A 20,084-nucleotide genomic window follows, 5' to 3' on the forward strand; every position below is an offset into this window, starting at 1 on the left:
ATGAATTCTTCTGATTATATCGATGCTGAGAAATTTCTTTTTAACAAAGGCTACTACAACAGTAATATGAACCGGTACTCGTATAATATAACGCCGGTGATTCAGCTACTCAAAAACAGAAATTAGGTCAAATTAACCAATATGAACTTGATACAGAATTGGATCGGTTACGGGGAATAGATATGCGGGATGATTTTCTGAAATATATCTACCGTCCTACATTCAATCAACAATACAATATTCAACTTAAAGGCGGGAGTGAAAAGGTAAATACAATCATGTCGCTTGGATATGACAAGAATCTAAAAAACCTGGTCACATCTTCATATGAGCGTTTAACAGTAAAGAGTAACACACAGATACGACCACTTGATAAATTGTTGCTGGACTTTGGTATTACTTACACCGATTCGAAATCTAAGGATGCTGACGCCAATTGGGATTATAATGTAATGGGCAGGGGGATGGGAAACTTTCCTTATATGGAATTGGCTGATAAATATGGGAAGGCATTGATTGTAGATGCCATTGGTTATAATCCTGCTTTTAGGGATACGATAGCTGGAGGACGGCTTTTGGACTGGAAATTCAGACCGTTGGACGAACTGTATGAAACCAGTAGAATTAACAAAGTGCGTGAGGTGATATTCAATACAAACGTTAAATATGAATTACTGCCGAAATTAACTATTTCTGCCAATTATGCGTACCAACGTGCCAGCCAGCCAACAGAAATATGGCGCGGACTTGGATCTGTAGATCAGCGTGCAACACTTAATTACTATGCTTCTTGGGATCCTACTGCTGTTACGTACAATATGCCAAAGGGTGATTATCTTAATAAACAACAGCGGGACAACGTTACGCAGATGGGAAGAATACAAGTTAATTATGAAAAAATATGGTCGGGACTTCATCAGCTAAATCTGCTAGCTGGTACTGAGGTAAGACAAATTAGAAGCGATGCTACAAGTAACAGCTTCTGGGGCTACAATAGAGAAAATGGAAATTTTACACCTGTACAATGGGGTAAAACTGTACCAGCACTAAACGGAATAGCTGGACAGACTATATTACGTGATTTTAGTAGTATGGATGGCTTCACCAATCGTTACCGTGCATATTTTGCAAATGCCAACTACGCATTTAAGGAGCGTTACATCTTTTCAGGATCTGTGCGTAAGGATGAATCAAATCTTTTTGGTGTTAAAACAAATGACAAAGGAAAACCATTTTGGTCTTTGGGTAGTTCATGGCTAATTTCTAAAGAGTTTTTTTTGCCCGATGAAATCGACCTGCTCAAATTGCGTGTTACATATGGTTATAATGGCAATGTGAATAACTCCACTTCGGCATATCCGATCATGTATCGCGAAAGTATGCCTCATTACATCAGCAATCAACCTATGCATATATACAATCTCCACCTAACCCGAGCCTGCGCTGGGAAAGGGTAGGTACCTATAATATTGGGCTCGATTATAGTTTGTTGAAAAATAAACTTTCGGGTTCAGTAGAATATTATGTTAAAAATGCAAAGGATCTAATTGCACAGGGGCAACTTGATCCAAGTACCGGATTCTCATCTATGTTTATTAATTCTGCACATATTCAGGGTAAAGGTGTGGATGTATCTTTGCAATCTTTTAATGTACAGCGCCAAGCATTTTCATGGATCACAAATCTGGTTTTTAGTTACAACAGGAATATAATCAAAAATCTTTTAGTCAGGATATATTGGGGAATAGCTTTGTAAGCTCTAATCCATTTGTCACTCCTTTTGAAGGAATGGATCTCTACAGCTTGCTTAGCTTTAAATGGGCAGGTCTGGACCCCGAGACTGGAGCACCGCGTGGTTACGTGAATGGTGAGATATCTAAATATTACATAGCACTTTATGGCAATGCAACAGTATGGGAAATGGATAATAATGGTTCTGAAGTGCCCATTTATTTTGGTTCTCTGCGCAACACTTTCCGCTACAAAAGGTTGGAAATTTCATTTAACATTGCTTATCAGCTGGGACATAAATTCAGACGTCAATCTTTTGAAAACTACAGATTTATTAATTCAGGTGTTGGGCATGCTGATTTTACGAAACGCTGGCAAAAACCAGGCGATGAACTTTTGACAGATGTGCCCGCTCTCAGTTACCCTGCCAATATGTTTGCTACAAATTTTTATGCTTTTTCATCTGCTCTTGTTGCTCCTGCAGACCAGATAAAATTGCGTGATCTACAATTCAGCTATTCATTCAGTAATATAAAAAGGTTTGGCATTCAAAATCTAAATGTATACGGCTATGCGCAAAACATTACCACGATTTGGAGGGCTAATAAATATAACGTTGATCCAGAGTTGGATTTGGTCTGCCGGACCCTCTGATGATTTCATTAGGTGTTAATTTAACAATACAATAGTTATGAATAGAATGTTAATGTGTTTAATCGTAGTGTTTTTGCATGGTTCATGTAAAGAATATTTAGACTACAAGCCAAATATAAAAATGGCGATCCCAAAAACATTGGAAGATGCAGAGCTCCTGCTTAATAATTATTCAGATATGAATATGGGATATCCCAATCAGCGAGAAATATCAAGCGATGATTATTTCTTGACTTACAACAATTGGCTAGCGATGACAGAAATAGATCATCGCAATTTATATTGCTGGAATAATGAGCCATTAACAGATGTAATGCCTTGGCAGGGGTCATATAAAGTGGTTTATATTGCTAATCAGGTGATTGATTTGTTGGGGAAACTAGATCCAAATATGGATGCAGTAAAATGGAAACAACTGAAGGGATCTGCTCATTTTTTAGAGCGTTTGCTTTTCACCAACTGTTGTCCACCTATACAGTTGCCTACAACAAGGATTTAGCAGTATCAGAACTTGGGATTCCCATCCGTGACAACCCAAACATAGATGAACGTGTACCGCGTTCTTCTCAAAGAGCAGGATACGATCAGGTTATTTCAGATTTAAAATTGGCGGCCGCTAGTTTACCAAATCATGTCGTTGGGCAGGGGCTACCAAATAAAGTGGCCAGCTATGCTGCTCTGGCCAGAGTTTATTTTGATATGCAGGATTATGAACATGCTTACTTGTTTGCAGACGCTGCATTGCAGGAAAATGTTTCATTGTTGGATTACAATGATCTGATACCAATTGATGATTTACCGTTTTCAAGATTTAATAAGGAAGTTATTTTTCCTGCAACCGCTTCGTATAGCGAGGCTTTCGGTGAATACTACTGTTATGTTGATACGCTGTTGTACGAATCTTATCATAAAAATGATCTTAGGAGGGAGTTGTTTTTTAAGATTTCACCATCCGATCCTAAATACATGACATTTAAAGGCTCTTATGATAATTCTTTTGGAAGCCCTTTTATCGGTTTAACAACACCTGAATTATACTTTATTCGTGCCGAATGTGCTGTTAGAAGAAATGATCTGGAGATCGCTATTTCGGATATGAACAAACTGTTGGAAAGACGATGGGTAAAGGGTGCTTATGTGCAGGTAGATGAGCGGGATCCGAATAGATTACTCAGTTTAATCCTTAAGGAGAGAAGAAAAGAACTGGTTTTTCGAGGCTTACGTTGGACGGATTTAAAGCGTCTAAATCTTGATCCTAAATTCAGGACCACATTGAAAAGGAACCTCGATGGAAAGCTATATCAGTTGGAACCGAACAGCTTTTCTTATGGTATTTTACTTCCATTGGACGCAATAAACATTGGTGGTCTAATTCAGAATAAGCGATAATTAAAGAATGCCAAAGCAGCGCGAGCCTTTGGATATTTATAAAATTTTAAATTTTAAAATTTATATATAATGAGAATACTACAATTTACAATATGCTTCTTAGCATTGATTACTTCATTTATGAGTCTAGCACAGCCAAAAATAGATCGGAGTAAAGAACTACAGATGGGCGACACTTTTAAAAGCAATCACGTAGTTGAAATCTTAAATGATAAAGTCTCACAATTTGATTTTTCTGCGTATAAAGAGGAGCTCCTTGTTTTAGATTTTTTTGATACGTTCTGTACAGTATGTATTGCAAATATGCCTAAAGTAGTGAGGCTTCAAAAAGAGTTCGAAGGAAAAGTAAAATTTTTGCAGGTTGCTTGGCAGGATAAAAAGACCATTCAGGATTTGTTCAGAACCAATAAATTTTTAAAAGAAAATCAGGCATATCCGCCTGTCATTTTTTCAGATACCGTATTGCGCAATCTGTTTCCCCATCAATCTGCACCTCATGTAGTCTGGATCTATAAAGGGAAACTAATAGCAATAACGGCCGTAGATGTTTTGAATAGTAAAAATATACAGGAACTGTTAAGCAAGGGGAAAATTAGTCTTCCTGCTAAAAATGACTATCTGCCGCTAAGCATTAAAGAAGATCGGATTACGGACGGTATTGCATTTAGTAAGGTCTCGGCTTTTAATCCCGGGCTTAAGAAAAGTGGGTATACATTGCAAATGGATAGCGTCAGTAGGAAATACCGTACTTCTTTCAATAATATGCCATTGTTAAATATTTATCTTTCTCTTCTCAATAAGATGGAACAAAAAGATTTCTTGGTCACAAAACACCGAATAGATTGGAGGGTAAAGGATAAAAATATTTATACATATAATGATGATGAGAAAGAAGCAACCAGGTGGATGGAAAAATATGCGGTATGTTATGAACGGGTCGACAAAATGTTTCGTAATGAACGTGATCATGCTAAAGTCGTGTACACGGATATAAACAATTTTTTTGGATTAAATGTATACTATGGGAAAGCTAAACGAAAATGTTTGGTGCTGAGTAAGACAGCTGTAAATAAATCTACTCAGATAAAAGAAGCGAATCTACAAAGCCTGGAAGGCACATCTGTACTGGCATTTGTTGTCGATTATAGCAAGCAGTACATGCCCGTAATTGACGAGGTGAAGAGTATGGAGAATATTACTTGGGTGACTATAATAATTTAGAAGAATTGAATAGGCAGCTGTCTGCTTACGGTCTGGTACTTACACCGGATGAAAGAGAGATTGATGTAGTAATTTTTAAGGAAATCTAAAAATAAGAGAAGGGGACCCTTGGTCCCCTTGCTCTTTTAAATCTTTAAACCAATATTGATTAAGATTTTAACAGCACATTAGTGGATGGAGTACGGTTATTCAAAGCAACAATCATCTCATTTTTCAATGCATCTGTTAGTTGCGGTTGACCCGATCCTGTAGGATTTGCTTGGATAGCACAAATGCTATCGTTTCCTGGACAAGCCGGTGGCGTACTTCCAACGTTGTTGTAATGTGCTGGATTCGTAGGGTTTGACCCTGTGAAGCTGTACCAGTTCATAATTACGTTCGTTTTAGGTATTCATAATTAAATCAGTTAATTTCAGTACGCTGCAGTCATACCGGCCCCCACAGTAGTTGCCATTTTTGGCAACTGGCAGTCTGGCGAGGTACTCCTTTTGCCAGACTGTTAACTTTTTGACGATCTTTATTTTTTTAACTTGTGTACCGATGCTGTTCATGGCATTAGTCCGATTGTCTATTACAAAGGAGCGAATAGATTCTGTTCAGAAATCGGGTATGACGGTAGTAATTTACTTTTTGTCATAAAGATTTCTTTTTTTACTCAAGTACAATGTCTTGGGGTCGATATACAGAAATTCGCTTAGCTCTTTATTTGTCAAATTGTACCATAGTGATGGCATTAGTTCCATCAGTTTTTTATAGCGATCGACGGCATCCTGAACCATAATAAGTCCTTTTTTGTTAAAAAAGTCCGATTTCTTCTGGCGCATGATACTGACAAAGTGATGTACACTGGGATATTCATGTTGCAATTGCTGTAAGATGGACAACGGTATGCAGGCAATTGTTCCTTTTGTCAAAAATTGAATATTCAGTGCCTGGCTATTGAAACTGTACTCGTGCTTTGTACCTGTAAAATAATTTCCTTCGGTAGCGACCCAATGTATATATGGTTTTTTGAGATTCATCTCATACGCACCGACTACTCCATCTAGCACATAGCACCAGTAAGGACGGCTCTCATCTTCCCTACAGTAGATCTGACCGCGACCGCTTTGTCTAATCTTGGAGTGCTCCAGTAGATGCTGACGGCAGGGGTCATCTTTCCTAAAATGCATATTTAAATGCTTGATAAAACGATCCATTTTTTAAATTTTGAAATAATCAGTTTAAGAAATAGCAAATGCCATGGGAGAGGTATGGCCCATGGCAATGCATTCGGGTAGGTGCCGTTTTATATAAGCTTATAATAAATCCGAATAATTAAATGTCCATCCAACTGGTAGTTAAAGCGCGTATCACCATCAGATCGGATAGGAATATCCGAGGCATCTGATTGGACCTTTTTCGATTCGTATTCTGTTACCTTGACTGAATCGCGGGACAATGTACTTGAACGTTTCTCATCAGTCTGCTTATCCAATGTGATCTGCGATTGATTATTGATAGCAAACACCAGCTCTTGTGCTAGATTGCTTTTGAAATCTTCCGACAAGGTATTGATATAGGCGATCTGATCTTCCGACAGGTCAAACCTGGAGATCAGCCAACTACGAAGGCACATCAGGATAAGGTCCTGTTCCATTATTTGGTAATTTACGGTAGCACTGTAAAGTGCGGCGAGCCATTCCATGACTCCTTTATTATTAAATTGATGTTTTTTCATCTCTTATAAATTAATTAATTTTATTTTTTCCTCCTGATTTTCCTTGAACAATGGGTTATACTGGCATGCGTTATTCTAAACTATTGTATTAGGTTAATTTGAAAATGATTCATTTAATTTGTTTATTGCTTCGATCGAATTACGAAGATATTAGCTTAATAGCGTTAAGTGAAAGAAAGTGATCGCGGTTTCCTCGAAGTAGTAAATTACTCCGTCGAAATAGGTTAAAAAATAGTTTAAAGCTATTTAAAGTGGGATCTTGTTCGGTCAATGGAAAAATAGATTTCATCAAGAAGATCTGATATCTCAAATTTTTAGGTTAATCATTGAGGAATTTTCTTAATTTAGAGAAAATATTAATTTTAAACCTAATTATGATTGCTCTTCGATTCTTCTTCAGATCGTGGTATGGTAATGTATTGATTTTAATGTTGCTCGCCGCCACTTCTTCTTTTTTGATCACTTTTTACACCACTGCGTTATCTGTGCCATGGAGCATCACGCTGGAAAAGCATCTGATGATTTTCCTTTTTAGTTTTGTGCTGATGTTTGTTGCAATTTTTTTGATTAGTTATGTTATCTACAGACTAGATGCAAATAGTTATCTGAGGCAACATGAGTTATTGCGATATATAATTCAATTTATATTGTTGGTATTATTAATGGGAGCTGTGGCTTTGCGGGTGGTCTATGCTGTATATTGGACATTTTTTAGAGTCGACCTGCAAAAAGCCGAATATTTTGAACGTGATTATGTGGTTGTTATGTTCTGCCTCATCATGGTGCAGGTCTATTTTGCTATCCGAAAGAATCGAAAGTTTAGCGCTTACGCACTCAAAAGAAGTAAATTTTATATAAATCGGTGTCGCTCCGTGATGAAGTCATAAATGAAATGGGTGCTAATAAAGTTTTACTGTTACAAGAAATGCAAGATTTACTTATGCAAAAGGATAATTTACAACGGCTTCATAAAATTCAATTAGATGAATTACGTGCTGAACAGGATAAACAGATTTTACTTTACGTGACTGAACAGGAAGAATTACGTACGGAAAAAGAAAATCAGGCATTACTTCATGAAAATCAATTGATTGAATTACGTGCTGAACAGGATAAACAGATTATACTTTACGTGACTGAACGGGAAGAGTTGTATATGGAACAAGAAAATCAGGCGTTACTTCATAAAAATCAATTGGTTGAATTACGTGATGAACAAGTAAAACAGATCGAATTCTACTTGACAAAGCTAGATGATTTAAGAGCTCGTAAGCAACGGCTGAGAAGTAATCATGAGCTGTTGACTGAATATGAAATGCGGTTAAAAATATGTATGCAGGAGCTTACCGATGAGATTTTGGTTATAATAGGAGCAGAGAATGAGTGGGTTCGAATCGCACAGATAGCCTATTTTCACCTCAAAGAAGGTTCTTCTCGATTTAAACTTGTTGATGTACAATTACTGGATGGGCGTGAAGGAAAGGTCGATATGGAGTCATTAGCTAAAATAGAAAAGTTATATCCAAATTTACTTTTTCGGGCAGGAAGAGGTCGTTTAATTGTGCAATTGGCTGTTAGAGATTTAATGAGGGAAGGTGATATGTGCTTCATATTATTTTACGGAGTTCAGCAAGAACGATATAAGGTGCAGTTAGACGTATATGAAAAACTACTGAAGTTACGAACAGAATGGGTAAAATTAATGCCAAAAAAATCTTTATAACTCACTACCTGGACAGATTTGGATTCTCGATAGTGAGTTATAAAGATTTTATAAACGTTCCACTACTTCCGTTAGTGGCAAACCGTAATAAGCTGCAAACTCACCAACCGTAAGATGCTGGTGTTTTGCCTTGCTGTATGCATCTTTGGCCTGTTGATATTTTCGTTGAGCCTGGCGTGGACTGAGGTCTAGGATATTGGCTACGTCTTTTGCGCTGATGCACAGACGGTGTTTTTTTGACATGATAAACTGATCTGGGGATTGCCGGTGGACATAGCAGTGGCATGTGCCGGACAATCTGGGGTGATTACCTGATTCTCCTGTCAGCTAGATACCTCTCTGTCCCTCATACTGTTGGTTGCAGTGAGAAAGACAGCCCTTTCATAAGAAAATTACTAATTTACTTTTAACCAATACTCTTGTTGTTTTGTTTTAATTATTTGTTTTACAAGTTGTTAATGCTGTTCTGAGGTGTCATGTCAGGTTTCTACATTCCTATTTTGTTGTATTTTATACCTGCATCATCCCAGCGCTGGAGTGTGTGTTATTTTCCACAATTGGGTATACTGTTTCTGATGGATTACCTACTGTCTATAGTAACTGTTTAGTAGCTCTTTAGTAGCTCTCCAGTACCTTTTTAGTAGAGGGTTAGTACCTTTCTCGTGCATTATCAGTACACTCCCCGTACCTTTTCTTGCATTTAATGATGGACAGATTGTGCCATATACTGCCATTTGCTGTTATGATGGTCGTATTAAGCCATTTTGGACCGTGATTGTTTTTGCTTGCTCCATATTTGTGTTGCTATCAAAATAATAATATCATGGCAAAACAAGAAGTTTAATCAAGTTTAGAGGTAAGGTCGGGGACCTTTCTTTTAGCAAACATCGCAGTAGAGGTTACGAAGTTCGTATGAAAGGCGGTGTGGACAAGGCACGGATTCAGACGGATCCCAATTTTCAGCGGACGCGCGAAAATATGGCTGAATTTGGTAATGCAGCAAAAATGGCAAAACTCCTGCGTGTACAGTTAAATAATCTGCTACGCACATTTGGGGACAGTAGCTTACGAAACAGAATGACGTCTCTGGTACATCGCATTCAAAAAGCTGATGTTATCAATGGTAGGGGTGAACGCACGTTTTTGGAGGAGAACAGTCAGTTGCTTAAGGGGTTTGAATTTAATCAGGCCAGTAGCCTTAAAATGTTGATCGGAGTAAATTTGGACGCTTATTTTGACAGGCTTGATGGGCAAGCTAACCTCACTGTTCCTGCCTTCAATCCCCAGATTGATGTGATGCTGTTGCCGGGAGCGACACATATGCAGTTTACACTGGCTGTTGCCGAGTTGAGCACGGATGATATTCCGCCCCGTCCAGAAGTTGTGAAATCGGCCTTCATCCCGTTAATAGGCAATATCCTGGTGATTTGTTAGAAGCTCCTTTGACTGTGGACGACACTAAAGTGGTGTACCTGATCGTGGGAATTTCCATGTACCAAGAGGTCAATAATGAGTTCTATCCATTAAAAAACAATCCATACAACGCAATGACAATTGTGGCGGTGGATATTCCTTAATGAAAAGTGATGAAAAACAGACAGATCCTCAAGCTTCAACGGAAATATGGAGCTCAAGGAACGAATGGAACACTTACCTACAATGGTGAGCATATCTGTCATACGGTCGAACTGCCAGACCGCAATAATATCCCTCGGATAAGTTGTATTCCGATAGGGCAATACAAGCTGGAAAAAAAGCGGTATCCGAAACATGGCGAGCAGATCGGTATTCCACATGTCCTTGGCCGTGAAGCGATATTGATTCATGCCGCCAACGATGCACAGCGTGAGTTATTGGGTTGTATCGCACCCGTCACGACCTTAACAGGAGAAGGAACGGGTACTGCAAGCGGAAAGGCTTTGGCAAAACTGAAGGCACTTGTTTACAGCCTTTGGGATATGGTGATGAAGTGTATCTGAATATTCACTAAAGAACGGAAGGCCTCGAAAAAATAGTACTTCTTATTAATTTTTCTAGGCTTTCTGTTTATAGCATTTAATTTTTATCATGATGAAAAAAGTAATAAGCAAAATCAGTCAGGTGTTGCAGGTGATTTTGCTTGCACCAGTCAAGCTGCCGGGAAAGGCACTAAATATTATTAAATACATTGCTCTGGGGCTTGGTGTGGTAGAGACAGTTCTAGATGATAAAGTGAAAAAAGGAGAGGAGGAGGCACCACCAGATCAGGTGTCGCCTAATAAAGAAAGGGGGGTGCCAGATGAAACTGAATGATATCCGTATTGGTACGATAGGTGGTACACTATGTTCGATATGGGTTTCTTTTTCTTTCGGGGATGTGTTGCAGACCGTGTTGATGTCTGCATTGGGAACAGTGGTCAGTTACGCAACTAGTAGATTACTTAACAAAATAAAAAAACGAAATTAAGCTCAGTAATTTCCTCTCAAATTTTGTGTTCAAATAGGTGCAATCGTGTAATAAAAACCTCCTGAAATGCGCGGTTCAGGAGGTTTTGTTTCCTATATGAAAATAGAGGAATCCTGATGGGCATTAGTTATCAATCGCCTATAAAACTCGAAAAGGTCTTTATATTTTATTGTCGTATCGTTCAATTTCATTTCAATCGCGGATTTTCCTTTTGGTGCAAAGGCTGGAACAATTCCGATCACGTAGCCCGGAATGATGAATGATATTTGACCGTTTTGAGCGATAGCACCTTCTCCGAATCGATTTCCGATGATTGAATATCCGTGACCATCAATACAATTACCGGTTATTGTAAATGGCTCTCCGACATATCGTGTTGTATTAGCAGGTGTATTCCAATTTAAGTTTCTAACTTCAACTTGCTCTGTACTTGTTACGCTATAAAAAGGACTGCTGTAACTGAAATTGAAAACACCATCTGGAATATTACGCACAGTAAATGATTGCGTATCATAGGAACTGTTAAAATAATGTGGTACGCCATGTTTGCGTACTGTTGAGGTATAGGGAAGGTACAAGATCGGTAAAAGATTTCCGAAAAGGGGGCGAACCTGTTCCGAATGAGAATTGCTTTATCTCTGAACTTACAGTTTTTGAGCTTATGTATGGTGCTGAAAATAGTGACAATCCGAAAAAATCACTTGATGCGGTAGATAAATTTGTAAAAGGATTATCCATTATCCCAATTATGACCTCAGTAAAGCATTACGTCAAAACAAAAGTCTTCCTTAGAAAAAATGGTACACATATGCATGATGAATTTGATAATAGGAGTTACTGCTGTTGCTCACCAACTAACCTTAGTGACAGATAGTATAAAAGATTTTAGGTTTATTCAAAACCTTAAAATTGAAAATTGGTTCGAACGAATTTAATTTACTGCCTGCAGTCTCTTCCTGTGGTTACTTTTCTTTTACCCTAAAAAAAGAGTTTACAATTTTTTTCATAGCAGATTGGAGAGGGCTCAATAAAAAATATGAATTCTGATAATTTCTTAAAAACATCTTTATTCTGCCGTGTGAATAGCTCTTGCTGTTCAATCCTTTTTTTTATTTCGTTTAAAAATAAAAAAGATTTTTTATTGTAAATAAATCGCTAATTTTAACTTGATGTATGTGCTTAAGGATGTCCACCTCTATTTCAAAGATGGGCTTGCGCATATAACTATTTTAAAATGATCAACACCTGAACTTTTTATTATAGCACCCTTACCAACGGCTCAATACTGATAAACCACGTTTTAACAACGAATATATTAGATATAAAAATAGTTATGCATCCTGCTGGCTTGATGCAAGCGAGAGACCAATAGTCTTAAGTTTGTTGTCAACTGTTTTTTTATCTGTATTAAATCTTTATATATATGAACCACAGTTTAATTGAACAGCAATCCTTGCTGCAGGTATTTGTAAGTGATAAACCAGAACCGCGTCCATGGCTGAGGAATTTGAATCAGTCGCGAGATCCCGCCTTGATCTTTTTTGAATTAGATAATATTACTTTAACAGATGGTGGCTTGTCGATCTTCTCTTTTTATGGTAAAGACCTATCCATGCGCATGACTACCTGTGCTTCAGAGAGTGAGAAAAAACTATACTCTACCCCCGATGAACCTGTCGTTACTTTTCATTTGCAGATGATGGATGACCATTTCAGCCGTTTTTCCGATGACCCTAACCAGAGTCTGTGGATGGCGGACCAAACCCGGTTATTCTGGCAAAACAAAGAAACTGTCATCTATGAATTGCCGGACGGGATCTGCAACCATCTGGATCTATTTTTTAGACCCGATCATTTTTTAGAAATGGCAGATCGATATCCCATCTTGCGAGAAATGGCGATGGAAGTAAAAACAAGCCCATCTGGAAACTTAGATTTTTTTGTATCACAAAGTAACGACGATGTCGATGATCTGGTGGACCAGCTGTTGGATGAACTGCAGGATTATGCGGTGAGCACGCAACGCTTTCAGCATCTCATCGAATGTTTACTCTTGCGCTGTATGGGTGTCATTGTAACCGTTGAACCGATACCTGATGACGCAATATCCGCAGATGATTATTATTTGCTAGATGAAAGCACACATGATCCCAGTCCCATCCTAACCCCAGTTACTTTTATACAGAAGAGCTACAAAAACTTGTTGACAGCTTGCAGATGTTGACAGAAGTAGAAGTGAAAAACAAATTTTACGAAGAAAGACTTGCTTATTTTGATCATAAGAAAAATACAGCAGCCTGTCAAAAACTCATGGATAAAATAAAATCTCGCTATCCCCTGATTATGGGCGATACGATTGATATTGTAGCAGATTTTTATTTTGCGATAGCTGAATGTCTAGATAAACAATACAAAAAGTATCCTTTGGATGACCAGGAGATGAAAATAGTGACCGAAGCTATTGCATTTGTCTGTGATCAATCATTCCAACTTCGTCTGCCATCTCCTGCTTGTCTAGAACTCTATCACAAATGGACCAAAAAATCCTATTACCAAAATATGGATCTGGATAAAATAAGCGCGCTATTAGCGAAGGTTATATCCGAAAATGATCTGAATGTACCTAAGCTGGATGGCTCCCCAGAATCTAAAGCGATATTTTCGGAATATATGAAAGAGCAATTTGGCTTGAAGCCGATCTCGAATTTTATGGATGAAGGGGAAAAAGATAAACCCAAAGAAGTGACCGAACTTTACCAGACGCTCATCCAAAATTTGCCAGATGAATTTACCATAACCGATGACGGCGGAATCAAAAAAAGCGACCTGATCCGGATTCTGGATTTTGCTTATGACTTAAACGATGTTATTCCGATGTTATTGGTCGAAATTGAACATTTTTCAAAGGACGTGCAATATGTCGATAAGCAAACTTTTGAAAAAATATACTGGTGGTTACTGGCTTTGAAAGAAAGGAATAGCGACCTTCATGAACAGGATCTCATGTTACGTAAAGATAGGCTATTTGGTCTGGTGCAAGTTTATGAATCTGCCATAGATGGAAAGCATGCGGTCGAATGGAGAATTAGTCAAAGTAGGGAGGTTTTCGTGAATTTGGCATCTAAACTCATCAAAGTCCGGCTCAGGATGGAAGAACAGATGAGTAGAGGAACTTTTATGCTGTGCGTTAAGGCATTTATTCGAGCAGGAGATACCTATAAATTGCCAAAGGAGTAATGATGGTTCTAATTGCTTGAATGGCTATTGCAGGCCGTCAAAGGTTTAAATCTTATTTGATTCTGCCCTTAAAGTCAGTACCGGCATATTGTTCATAAACTGTTTTCAGGGATAGACAGATCGCTTTTACACAGTCGAAATAATACTCCACTATAATCGAGTTCCGGTCAGTAAGTTTTTCAAAGAAATATCTGGAATCAAGGAAAAGTGACAATAATGCTTTAATGATTGCATTTATCAGAGTTTATTGAAGCTATTTTTTAAATAGATAATCATGTTATTAAGAAAGGTAAATAAACCAAATTATATGAATGGTTATTTTGAATTTATATTATCTCAGCATTTACAAATGCTATCAGAAAATGTAGGTAGGGTACGATTCTATTGAAAACAATATCTATAAAATTAAAAATAGACTTTATGGATATTGTGCTAACAGTTGGTTGATTATAAGTGAATTATAACTTATTTTTTTAGATTTAAAATCGAAATAGATTATATTCTCGGTAATTATGATGTAGAAGGTTATTCCGATATTGAGATTATTGATTTAATTGCAGTTTAAAGAATTTAAAGGTATTTTATGTTGCTGAATGTAAAAGTTGGATGGAGTTAAATCCCATCTCAAAAGTGATGGAGAACCAGTTGTTCTGAAATACAAATCACTACTGGTTCGATTTTGACCTTCGTCAATGTTTCTTAAATATTTTTGTTGCAACTTTGACTTTCAATAATGTTATATCTACGATTACAATGATACTTGCAGACTTAATTCAAAAGATAACAATGCTCAATGAGAAGCAGTTAACCACTGTCATTTCATACTTAAACCTGTTGAAGCAAAGAAAAACGAACAGTTGCTTGAGTATGGCACAGTAGCAAACCGACTCTTTTTTATTAACAAGGGCTGTCTTCGATTGTATTATTCTAATGATGATCAAAGTATCATTACAAGGTTCATGGCATTTGAAAATACGTTCCTAACTTCTATTGTAAGCTTTATTTCCAGAGAGCCTTCGACAGAATATATTCAGGCAGTGGAAGCATCAGAACTTTTAGTTATTACATACGAGGACTTTCTTATTTAAGAAAAACTATACCTGAATGGGACAAGATGTATATTTATATACTGGAATACGGATTAACGGTCATTACTTCCAAATTAGGTAATCTACTTACACAGAGTGCTACCGAACGTTATCGCAATCTGCTTAAAAACAATCCTGAACTTATACAAAGGTTGTCCAACTCCAATCTTGCTGCCTACCTGAATGTATCGCCGGAAACACTCAGCAGGCTAAAGTCTCAGATATAGTAGCTACATGAACCAGAACTATTATATATCACCTATCCTGTTAAAATCTGCAGGTACAAATAAATTTTCAATATGAGAAGTGACGAGGTAAAAAAGGGGAATCAGAGAACACCACATAGATCATTGTTCCGAGCTACAGGACTAAAAGATGAAGATTTTGCAAAGCCATTTATCGGTGTAGCAAACTCATTTATAGAAATAATTCCAGGACATTTTTTTCTGAATAAAGTAGCTGAGATCATAAAAGATGAGATCAGGGCCAATGGATGTGTTCCATTCGAGTTTAATACAATCGGTGTCGATGATGGCATTGCTATGGGACATGATGGGATGCTGTTTTCACTACCAAGCAGAGAACTTATTGCAAGCTCAATAGAAACCGTGATGAATGCGCACAAACTTGACGCAATGATAGCGATACCCAACTGTGACAAGATAGTTCCGGGAATGATCATGGGTGCTCTTAGAGTGAATGTGCCAACAATTTTTGTGAGCGGTGGTCCAATGGCCAAAGGATATAAAAAAGATGGGACCCCAATTGATCTAGCCTCTGCTTTTGAAGCTGTCGGGAAACACGAAGCAGGAAAGATCAGTGATGAAGAACTTCTGGATATTGAATGTAATGCCTGCCCTAGCGGAGGTAGCTGTTCGGGCATGTTTACCGCAAATTCAATGAATACTTTAATGGAAGCTATGGGTATTGCGCTACCCGGAAACGGAACAATACTGGCCCAAACGAGTGAACGTGAGGCATTATACAGAAGTGCTGCGAAAAGAATTTGTGAAATAGCAAAGGACGAGGCTGCTGGTGAGCGCTTTAAGTTAAAAAACATTTTGAATGAAAATGCCGTCAGGAATGCTTTTGCTGTGGATATGGCAATGGGCGGAAGCTCAAACACGGTTTTACATATGCTGGCTATTGCTAATGAAGCAGATGTTAATTTTCAACTCAAAGACATCAATGAGATTTCTAAAAAAGTTGCTCATATCGCGAAGATATCACCTAGTTTATCAACCGTCCACATGGAAGACATTAATAAGGCTGGTGGTGTAAATGCAGTGATGAAGGAAATGACAAAAAGGGGTAATACAGCTTTATTGGACAATTTGACAATCAGCGGGGAAACATTACTGGAAAAAATTGCGAATGCAGAGATCAAAGATGAAAATATCATCCGAACTATTGACAATCCTTACAGTCCGGTAGGCGGATTAGCCATTCTTTATGGCAATCTTGCTGAGGAAGGTGCTGTTGTAAAAACAGCTGGCCTTACCGGCGCAAGGGTATTTACCGGTAAGGCTGTATGTTACGATGGACAAGATGAAGCTATTACAGGTATACTGATGAAAGAAGTAAAGGCGGGTGATGTCGTGATAATTAGATATGAAGGTCCTAAGGGCGGACCAGGTATGCAGGAAATGTTAACTCCGACAAGTTTGATCATGGGCATGGGATTAGGAAGTTCGGTTGCACTGATTACAGATGGAAGATTTAGTGGAGCAACAAGAGGAGCCTCAATCGGCCACGTATCGCCAGAAGCAGCCGAGGGTGGCATGATTGGCTTACTTAAGAACGGTGACGAAATCCATATCGACGTTGATAATTACATCTTATCTGTTAATCTGGATGATGAGGAAATTGCCAGACGGAAAGCGACGTTTGTGCCTATTAAAAAACCATTACAATCAAAGTGGCTTGGTCAATATAGGGCTTTGGTTACCAATGCAAGCAACGGAGCTGTCTTGAAATCAGACTTATAATCTTGATTAATTAGAAGTCTCGGTCAAACTAGTTCTTCGTCAATTTTGGCGAAGAACTAAGCGGTCAGTATTAAATAGTTATTCTGATTAGCAAGTAGGTCGCTTAAAAAACTAGCGTACTGAGCCCAATGATATTAAAAATTATAGTTTTCACCAAATGTGGTGAAGAACCACTTTCTCCAGAATATTCACTTATGTTGGGATTTTAGATAAATGGGGTTGCCTGAGTTTGATTACTGATACTTATTCTTGAGATGTAATAGAGGTTATTGTTTTTGAGAGGATATGACTACTATAGGGTGTGTTAATGCTTTAGAAATGGCTAATTGATAATAGGCAATGGTCAGATTTTTATGTCATTCAGCATTCCAAAATAAAATGGATTAATCTTATTGCAAAATGTATTACTTAGTGTTAAAGTGTCAAGTAGGAGGTAAGTGAAGGTTAAGTTTATCAATCATCATGACACCACGACTTTTTTTAATTGCGTCTTTCCTGAATGTGCATTTTGCATAATACAACGATAGGCGGGTTCTGCAACCATTAAGGTATGTGTTACTACTCCATCACTGTGTAAACTTAAAGGATGATAAGGAGATTCAAATTCCTCTAACTTTATTTCTAATACCAGTCCTGGTCCATCAAATTTTAGTGCGGTAATAAAAGGTATAGCATCCTTTATAGTTTTAAAGAATACCTCTTTTGTTCCTTTTCTTTATTTCGCTGATACCATTTTGTAAATCTGAGTTTTTAGTCTTCCTTCGGGATTGTAAAACAATATTTATATGCAGTTTTTTTGCGTAAACATCTTGTTGTCGGGAAATTTGTTATATGTTGCTTTTAAAATGGCATTGAACTTGTACCAAGGAGAAATGTTGCTAGATAAGGGTAGCAGGTAATGTCATGATCATGTTGTTGTTTGACCGCATTATTTAAATGTTTTTATATTCTATTAGGGAAAAGCTTATGGGTGGGAACCTACTTATGCATCTGTCAATTTGATGCATATGATAAACGGATTTTAAGAATAAGCTATCCATCTTTTATGAAACACAAACAATCTTTACTCTTTATTTTCTTGTTGCTCTGTAGCTCATCTTTTGCACAAAATAAAGATGCTATAGCCTCCGCAAAAGTGATCAATACGGTCAATGCCAAATCACATCTTTCATTTTTAGCCTCGGATGAATTGCGGGGTAGAGAGGCCGGTACAGCTGATGGTGATAAAGCCGCACAATATATAGCCGATTATTATAAAAAAATAGGGGTAAAAGGTGCTGTCAATGGCGCTTATATGCAGACAGTAACAGCCAAACGTGTGTTACTGAATGAATCTGTCAAAGTAGGTGGTATGTCTTTTAAACCGGTGGTGGATTTTTTTAATATGCCCGCATCGGTGTCTTTGTCCGGATATGATATAAAAGCTGATACCATCCTGTTTGCTGGTTTTGGAGTCATTGACGAAGGGTTGCAACCGTACAATGATTTTCAGGATCATGAGGTTACGGGCAAAGTGGTCATGCTCCTAGGGGCTGGACCTCGCGATGCCGCTTTTTCTTTTCAGCAAAAGATCAGTTACCTGGCATTTCATAAAGCCAAAGCGGTGCTGCTGGTAGAGCCAGTCGTCGATCATAAATCGGATGGGCTGATGCTGCATCTTTCAGGCACTCCAATGATGCTGGAAGGTTCGCCGGACCTGGTGTCACTGGAAAATATGACTCAGGCATACCGATTATTTATATCGGTCAAAAAGTTGCTGATGCTCTTTTGAATACTGCCAAAACAGATGTGGTAGCATTAAGAAAGACATTGATGGATAGTAATAAGCCTTTTCCTTTTCTGTTTAAAACTAATTTTTCGGCTCAAGCTTCTCGTGTATTGCAGACGGTAAACCCGATAAATGTACTGGGCTATATTGCGGGCACGGATCCGGTATTGAAAGATGAGGTACTGCTGCTAAGTGCTCATTATGATCACCTGGGTATAAACCACTATACAGCAGGCGATAGTATCAATAATGGTGCGGACGATAACGGATCGGGCACGAGCGGCATGCTACTGATAGCGGATGCTTTCATGGAGGCTATCAAAGCAGGGAAAGGCCCTAAGCGCAGTATCTTATTTATGGCAGCGACGGGGGAAGAAAAGGGACTGCTGGGTTCGTCCTGGTATGTCAACCATCCGGTGATGCCTCTGGATAAAACCATCGCCAACCTCAATGTGGATATGATCGGCCGTGCGGATACGTTGCCACATCCGGATATAAATTATATCTATATTATCGGCGCTGACCGGCTGAGCAATGATCTGGATCGGGTTGTGAAACAAACAAATTCGGACTATACAAAGTTAGAATTGGATGAACGCTACAATGTACGTAATGATCCTTTCCAATTGTATTACCGCTCGGATCACTATAATTTTGCCAAGCAGGGCATACCTGTTACTTTTTACTTTGGCGGTTTTCATGGCGACTATCATAGGCCTAGCGACGAATTTGATAAGATCGATTTTGAACTGCTATGCAAAAGGGCACAATTGATTTTTTACACCGCCTGGGAACTGGCAAATGCACCTACTAGACCTATCGTGGATAAGAAGATCGACAAGTAATTATATTGGGTTAGAGCTGGTCGTCGTCATCGGATTGGTTATTGTTGATTTTCTTTTTAACAACCTTCTAATGCTGGTCCCAGCGATTTTAGGTATTGGTTTTTGATCGCCTTTTAAATGAGACATCACGGTAGCACCCGCTCGATCAGTAAGTATCGTCGTTCGGTGCTGCTCTGTATGTTTTTTCGATGTATTGTTTAATAATTCGACACTTATAATCTCTCGTAATTTATTTTATAAATAGGTTATAAAACATTAAATCGGTTAATAAAAG

Annotated in this window: 25 protein-coding genes and 1 pseudogene; 21 read left to right on the top strand and 5 right to left on the bottom strand. The window is 38.2% G+C overall.

The window, feature by feature from the left end; genetic code table 11:
* Positions 1–158: 158 nt before the first annotated feature.
* The 6 genes and pseudogenes from L950_RS02475 to L950_RS02500 all read left to right on the top strand — a co-directional run bounded on the left by L950_RS02475 (position 159) and on the right by L950_RS02500 (position 4,995).
* Positions 159–1,457, top strand: a complete 1,299-nt coding sequence (locus tag L950_RS02475; RefSeq protein WP_156169489.1) for a hypothetical protein — start codon at positions 159–161, stop codon at positions 1,455–1,457.
* Positions 1,458–1,468: 11 nt separating this feature from the next.
* Positions 1,469–1,756, top strand: coding sequence for a hypothetical protein (locus tag L950_RS02480; protein ID WP_410528082.1), 288 nt, complete (start codon positions 1,469–1,471; stop codon positions 1,754–1,756).
* Positions 1,738–2,385, top strand: a complete 648-nt coding sequence (locus tag L950_RS02485) for a hypothetical protein (protein WP_156169490.1) — start codon at positions 1,738–1,740, stop codon at positions 2,383–2,385. The genes L950_RS02480 and L950_RS02485 overlap by 19 nt, the downstream gene beginning before the upstream one ends.
* 121 nt (positions 2,386–2,506) lie before the next feature.
* Positions 2,507–3,018: pseudogene (locus L950_RS02490) on the top strand (RagB/SusD family nutrient uptake outer membrane protein); the annotation flags it as partial.
* Between the two features lie 333 nt (positions 3,019–3,351).
* A complete protein-coding gene (locus L950_RS31660; protein ID WP_231576799.1) occupies positions 3,352–3,774 on the top strand; it encodes a RagB/SusD family nutrient uptake outer membrane protein in 423 nt (140 codons plus the stop codon).
* Positions 3,775–3,843: 69 nt separating this feature from the next.
* Complete coding sequence (locus L950_RS02500; RefSeq protein ID WP_084825345.1) at positions 3,844–4,995, top strand: TlpA family protein disulfide reductase; 1,152 nt, start codon at positions 3,844–3,846, stop codon at positions 4,993–4,995.
* Positions 4,996–5,143: 148 nt separating this feature from the next.
* On the opposite strand, the gene L950_RS02505 is transcribed toward L950_RS02500, so the two are convergent.
* The 3 genes from L950_RS02505 to L950_RS02515 form a co-directional block, all read right to left on the bottom strand.
* Positions 5,144–5,365, bottom strand: coding sequence for a hypothetical protein (locus L950_RS02505; protein WP_021191268.1), 222 nt, complete (start codon positions 5,363–5,365; stop codon positions 5,144–5,146).
* 253 nt (positions 5,366–5,618) lie between these two features.
* The gene (locus tag L950_RS02510; RefSeq protein WP_021191269.1) at positions 5,619–6,194 is read right to left on the bottom strand and encodes a Crp/Fnr family transcriptional regulator; all 576 of its coding nucleotides are present in this window, start codon (positions 6,192–6,194) and stop codon (positions 5,619–5,621) included.
* A gap of 89 nt (positions 6,195–6,283) precedes the next feature.
* On the bottom strand, positions 6,284–6,715 hold the full coding sequence (locus L950_RS02515; RefSeq protein WP_021191270.1) for a hypothetical protein: 432 nt from the start codon (positions 6,713–6,715) through the stop codon (positions 6,284–6,286).
* Positions 6,716–7,089: 374 nt separating this feature from the next.
* On the opposite strand from L950_RS02515, the gene L950_RS02520 reads away from it, so the two are divergent.
* Both L950_RS02520 and L950_RS02525 read left to right on the top strand, forming a co-directional pair.
* Entirely contained in the window at positions 7,090–7,602 is a 513-nt protein-coding gene (locus L950_RS02520) for a hypothetical protein (RefSeq protein WP_031289094.1), read from the top strand.
* Between the two features lie 5 nt (positions 7,603–7,607).
* Positions 7,608–8,438, top strand: a complete 831-nt coding sequence (locus L950_RS02525; protein ID WP_156169491.1) for a hypothetical protein — start codon at positions 7,608–7,610, stop codon at positions 8,436–8,438.
* Positions 8,439–8,486: 48 nt separating this feature from the next.
* Here L950_RS02525 and L950_RS02530 read toward each other — a convergent pair whose 3' ends face one another.
* Positions 8,487–8,681, bottom strand: a complete 195-nt coding sequence (locus L950_RS02530; protein ID WP_021191273.1) for a hypothetical protein — start codon at positions 8,679–8,681, stop codon at positions 8,487–8,489.
* A gap of 669 nt (positions 8,682–9,350) precedes the next feature.
* Between L950_RS02530 and L950_RS02535 the strand changes: the two genes are divergently transcribed.
* The 5 genes from L950_RS02535 to L950_RS28335 all read left to right on the top strand — a co-directional run bounded on the left by L950_RS02535 (position 9,351) and on the right by L950_RS28335 (position 10,884).
* Entirely contained in the window at positions 9,351–9,872 is a 522-nt protein-coding gene (locus tag L950_RS02535; protein WP_021191274.1) for a hypothetical protein, read from the top strand.
* A 14-nt stretch (positions 9,873–9,886) separates the two neighbouring features.
* Entirely contained in the window at positions 9,887–10,015 is a 129-nt protein-coding gene (locus L950_RS34860) for a hypothetical protein (RefSeq protein ID WP_262506951.1), read from the top strand.
* A gap of 9 nt (positions 10,016–10,024) precedes the next feature.
* Positions 10,025–10,417 carry a DUF5675 family protein gene (locus L950_RS02540; protein WP_021191275.1) on the top strand — a complete coding sequence of 131 codons (393 nt, stop codon included), beginning with the start codon at positions 10,025–10,027 and terminating at the stop codon, positions 10,415–10,417.
* Positions 10,418–10,505: 88 nt separating this feature from the next.
* On the top strand, positions 10,506–10,730 hold the full coding sequence (locus L950_RS02545) for a hypothetical protein (protein ID WP_021191276.1): 225 nt from the start codon (positions 10,506–10,508) through the stop codon (positions 10,728–10,730).
* The gene (locus tag L950_RS28335; protein ID WP_156169492.1) at positions 10,717–10,884 is read left to right on the top strand and encodes a hypothetical protein; all 168 of its coding nucleotides are present in this window, start codon (positions 10,717–10,719) and stop codon (positions 10,882–10,884) included. The genes L950_RS02545 and L950_RS28335 overlap by 14 nt, the downstream gene beginning before the upstream one ends.
* 92 nt (positions 10,885–10,976) lie before the next feature.
* On the opposite strand, the gene L950_RS02550 is transcribed toward L950_RS28335, so the two are convergent.
* Positions 10,977–11,462 carry a hypothetical protein gene (locus tag L950_RS02550; protein ID WP_021191277.1) on the bottom strand — a complete coding sequence of 162 codons (486 nt, stop codon included), beginning with the start codon at positions 11,460–11,462 and terminating at the stop codon, positions 10,977–10,979.
* On the opposite strand from L950_RS02550, the gene L950_RS02555 reads away from it, so the two are divergent.
* From L950_RS02555 to L950_RS02580, 8 genes are all read left to right on the top strand, one after another.
* A complete protein-coding gene (locus tag L950_RS02555; RefSeq protein ID WP_052764284.1) occupies positions 11,441–11,758 on the top strand; it encodes a hypothetical protein in 318 nt (105 codons plus the stop codon). The genes L950_RS02550 and L950_RS02555 overlap by 22 nt on opposite strands.
* Before the next feature lie 549 nt (positions 11,759–12,307).
* The gene (locus tag L950_RS02560) at positions 12,308–13,108 is read left to right on the top strand and encodes a hypothetical protein (RefSeq protein WP_021191278.1); all 801 of its coding nucleotides are present in this window, start codon (positions 12,308–12,310) and stop codon (positions 13,106–13,108) included.
* Entirely contained in the window at positions 13,102–14,121 is a 1,020-nt protein-coding gene (locus L950_RS02565) for a hypothetical protein (RefSeq protein WP_021191279.1), read from the top strand. Before L950_RS02560 ends, L950_RS02565 begins: the two co-directional genes overlap by 7 nt.
* Before the next feature lie 857 nt (positions 14,122–14,978).
* Positions 14,979–15,209, top strand: coding sequence for a cyclic nucleotide-binding domain-containing protein (locus tag L950_RS37030; protein WP_197086184.1), 231 nt, complete (start codon positions 14,979–14,981; stop codon positions 15,207–15,209).
* A 26-nt stretch (positions 15,210–15,235) separates the two neighbouring features.
* Entirely contained in the window at positions 15,236–15,436 is a 201-nt protein-coding gene (locus L950_RS29245; protein ID WP_197086185.1) for a hypothetical protein, read from the top strand.
* 72 nt (positions 15,437–15,508) lie between these two features.
* Positions 15,509–17,197 carry a dihydroxy-acid dehydratase gene (ilvD, locus tag L950_RS02570; protein WP_021191280.1) on the top strand — a complete coding sequence of 563 codons (1,689 nt, stop codon included), beginning with the start codon at positions 15,509–15,511 and terminating at the stop codon, positions 17,195–17,197.
* Between the two features lie 1,045 nt (positions 17,198–18,242).
* The gene (locus L950_RS02575; RefSeq protein WP_031289099.1) at positions 18,243–18,968 is read left to right on the top strand and encodes a hypothetical protein; all 726 of its coding nucleotides are present in this window, start codon (positions 18,243–18,245) and stop codon (positions 18,966–18,968) included.
* The gene (locus L950_RS02580; RefSeq protein ID WP_021191282.1) at positions 18,965–19,810 is read left to right on the top strand and encodes a M28 family peptidase; all 846 of its coding nucleotides are present in this window, start codon (positions 18,965–18,967) and stop codon (positions 19,808–19,810) included. The genes L950_RS02575 and L950_RS02580 overlap by 4 nt, the downstream gene beginning before the upstream one ends.
* Positions 19,811–20,084 lie beyond the last annotated feature (274 nt).

It is taken from the genome of Sphingobacterium sp. IITKGP-BTPF85 (genome assembly GCF_001006065.1).
In the GTDB taxonomy this organism is placed as follows: domain Bacteria; phylum Bacteroidota; class Bacteroidia; order Sphingobacteriales; family Sphingobacteriaceae; genus Sphingobacterium; species Sphingobacterium anhuiense.

Coding starts and splice junctions, on each gene's coding strand:
- L950_RS02525 (WP_156169491.1), top strand. CDS start 7,608: ATGGGTGCTAATAAAGTTTTACTGTTACAAGAAATGCAAGATTTACTT.
- L950_RS31660 (WP_231576799.1), top strand. CDS start 3,352: ATGACATTTAAAGGCTCTTATGATAATTCTTTTGGAAGCCCTTTTATC.
- L950_RS02545 (WP_021191276.1), top strand. CDS start 10,506: ATGATGAAAAAAGTAATAAGCAAAATCAGTCAGGTGTTGCAGGTGATT.
- L950_RS02530 (WP_021191273.1), bottom strand. CDS start 8,681: ATGTCAAAAAAACACCGTCTGTGCATCAGCGCAAAAGACGTAGCCAAT.
- ilvD (WP_021191280.1), top strand. CDS start 15,509: ATGAGAAGTGACGAGGTAAAAAAGGGGAATCAGAGAACACCACATAGA.
- L950_RS02500 (WP_084825345.1), top strand. CDS start 3,844: ATGAGAATACTACAATTTACAATATGCTTCTTAGCATTGATTACTTCA.
- L950_RS28335 (WP_156169492.1), top strand. CDS start 10,717: ATGAAACTGAATGATATCCGTATTGGTACGATAGGTGGTACACTATGT.
- L950_RS02560 (WP_021191278.1), top strand. CDS start 12,308: ATGAACCACAGTTTAATTGAACAGCAATCCTTGCTGCAGGTATTTGTA.
- L950_RS02520 (WP_031289094.1), top strand. CDS start 7,090: ATGATTGCTCTTCGATTCTTCTTCAGATCGTGGTATGGTAATGTATTG.
- L950_RS02575 (WP_031289099.1), top strand. CDS start 18,243: ATGAAACACAAACAATCTTTACTCTTTATTTTCTTGTTGCTCTGTAGC.
- L950_RS02565 (WP_021191279.1), top strand. CDS start 13,102: ATGTTGACAGAAGTAGAAGTGAAAAACAAATTTTACGAAGAAAGACTT.
- L950_RS02540 (WP_021191275.1), top strand. CDS start 10,025: ATGAAAAACAGACAGATCCTCAAGCTTCAACGGAAATATGGAGCTCAA.
- L950_RS02535 (WP_021191274.1), top strand. CDS start 9,351: ATGAAAGGCGGTGTGGACAAGGCACGGATTCAGACGGATCCCAATTTT.
- L950_RS02505 (WP_021191268.1), bottom strand. CDS start 5,365: ATGAACTGGTACAGCTTCACAGGGTCAAACCCTACGAATCCAGCACAT.
- L950_RS02510 (WP_021191269.1), bottom strand. CDS start 6,194: ATGGATCGTTTTATCAAGCATTTAAATATGCATTTTAGGAAAGATGAC.
- L950_RS02515 (WP_021191270.1), bottom strand. CDS start 6,715: ATGAAAAAACATCAATTTAATAATAAAGGAGTCATGGAATGGCTCGCC.
- L950_RS29245 (WP_197086185.1), top strand. CDS start 15,236: ATGTATATTTATATACTGGAATACGGATTAACGGTCATTACTTCCAAA.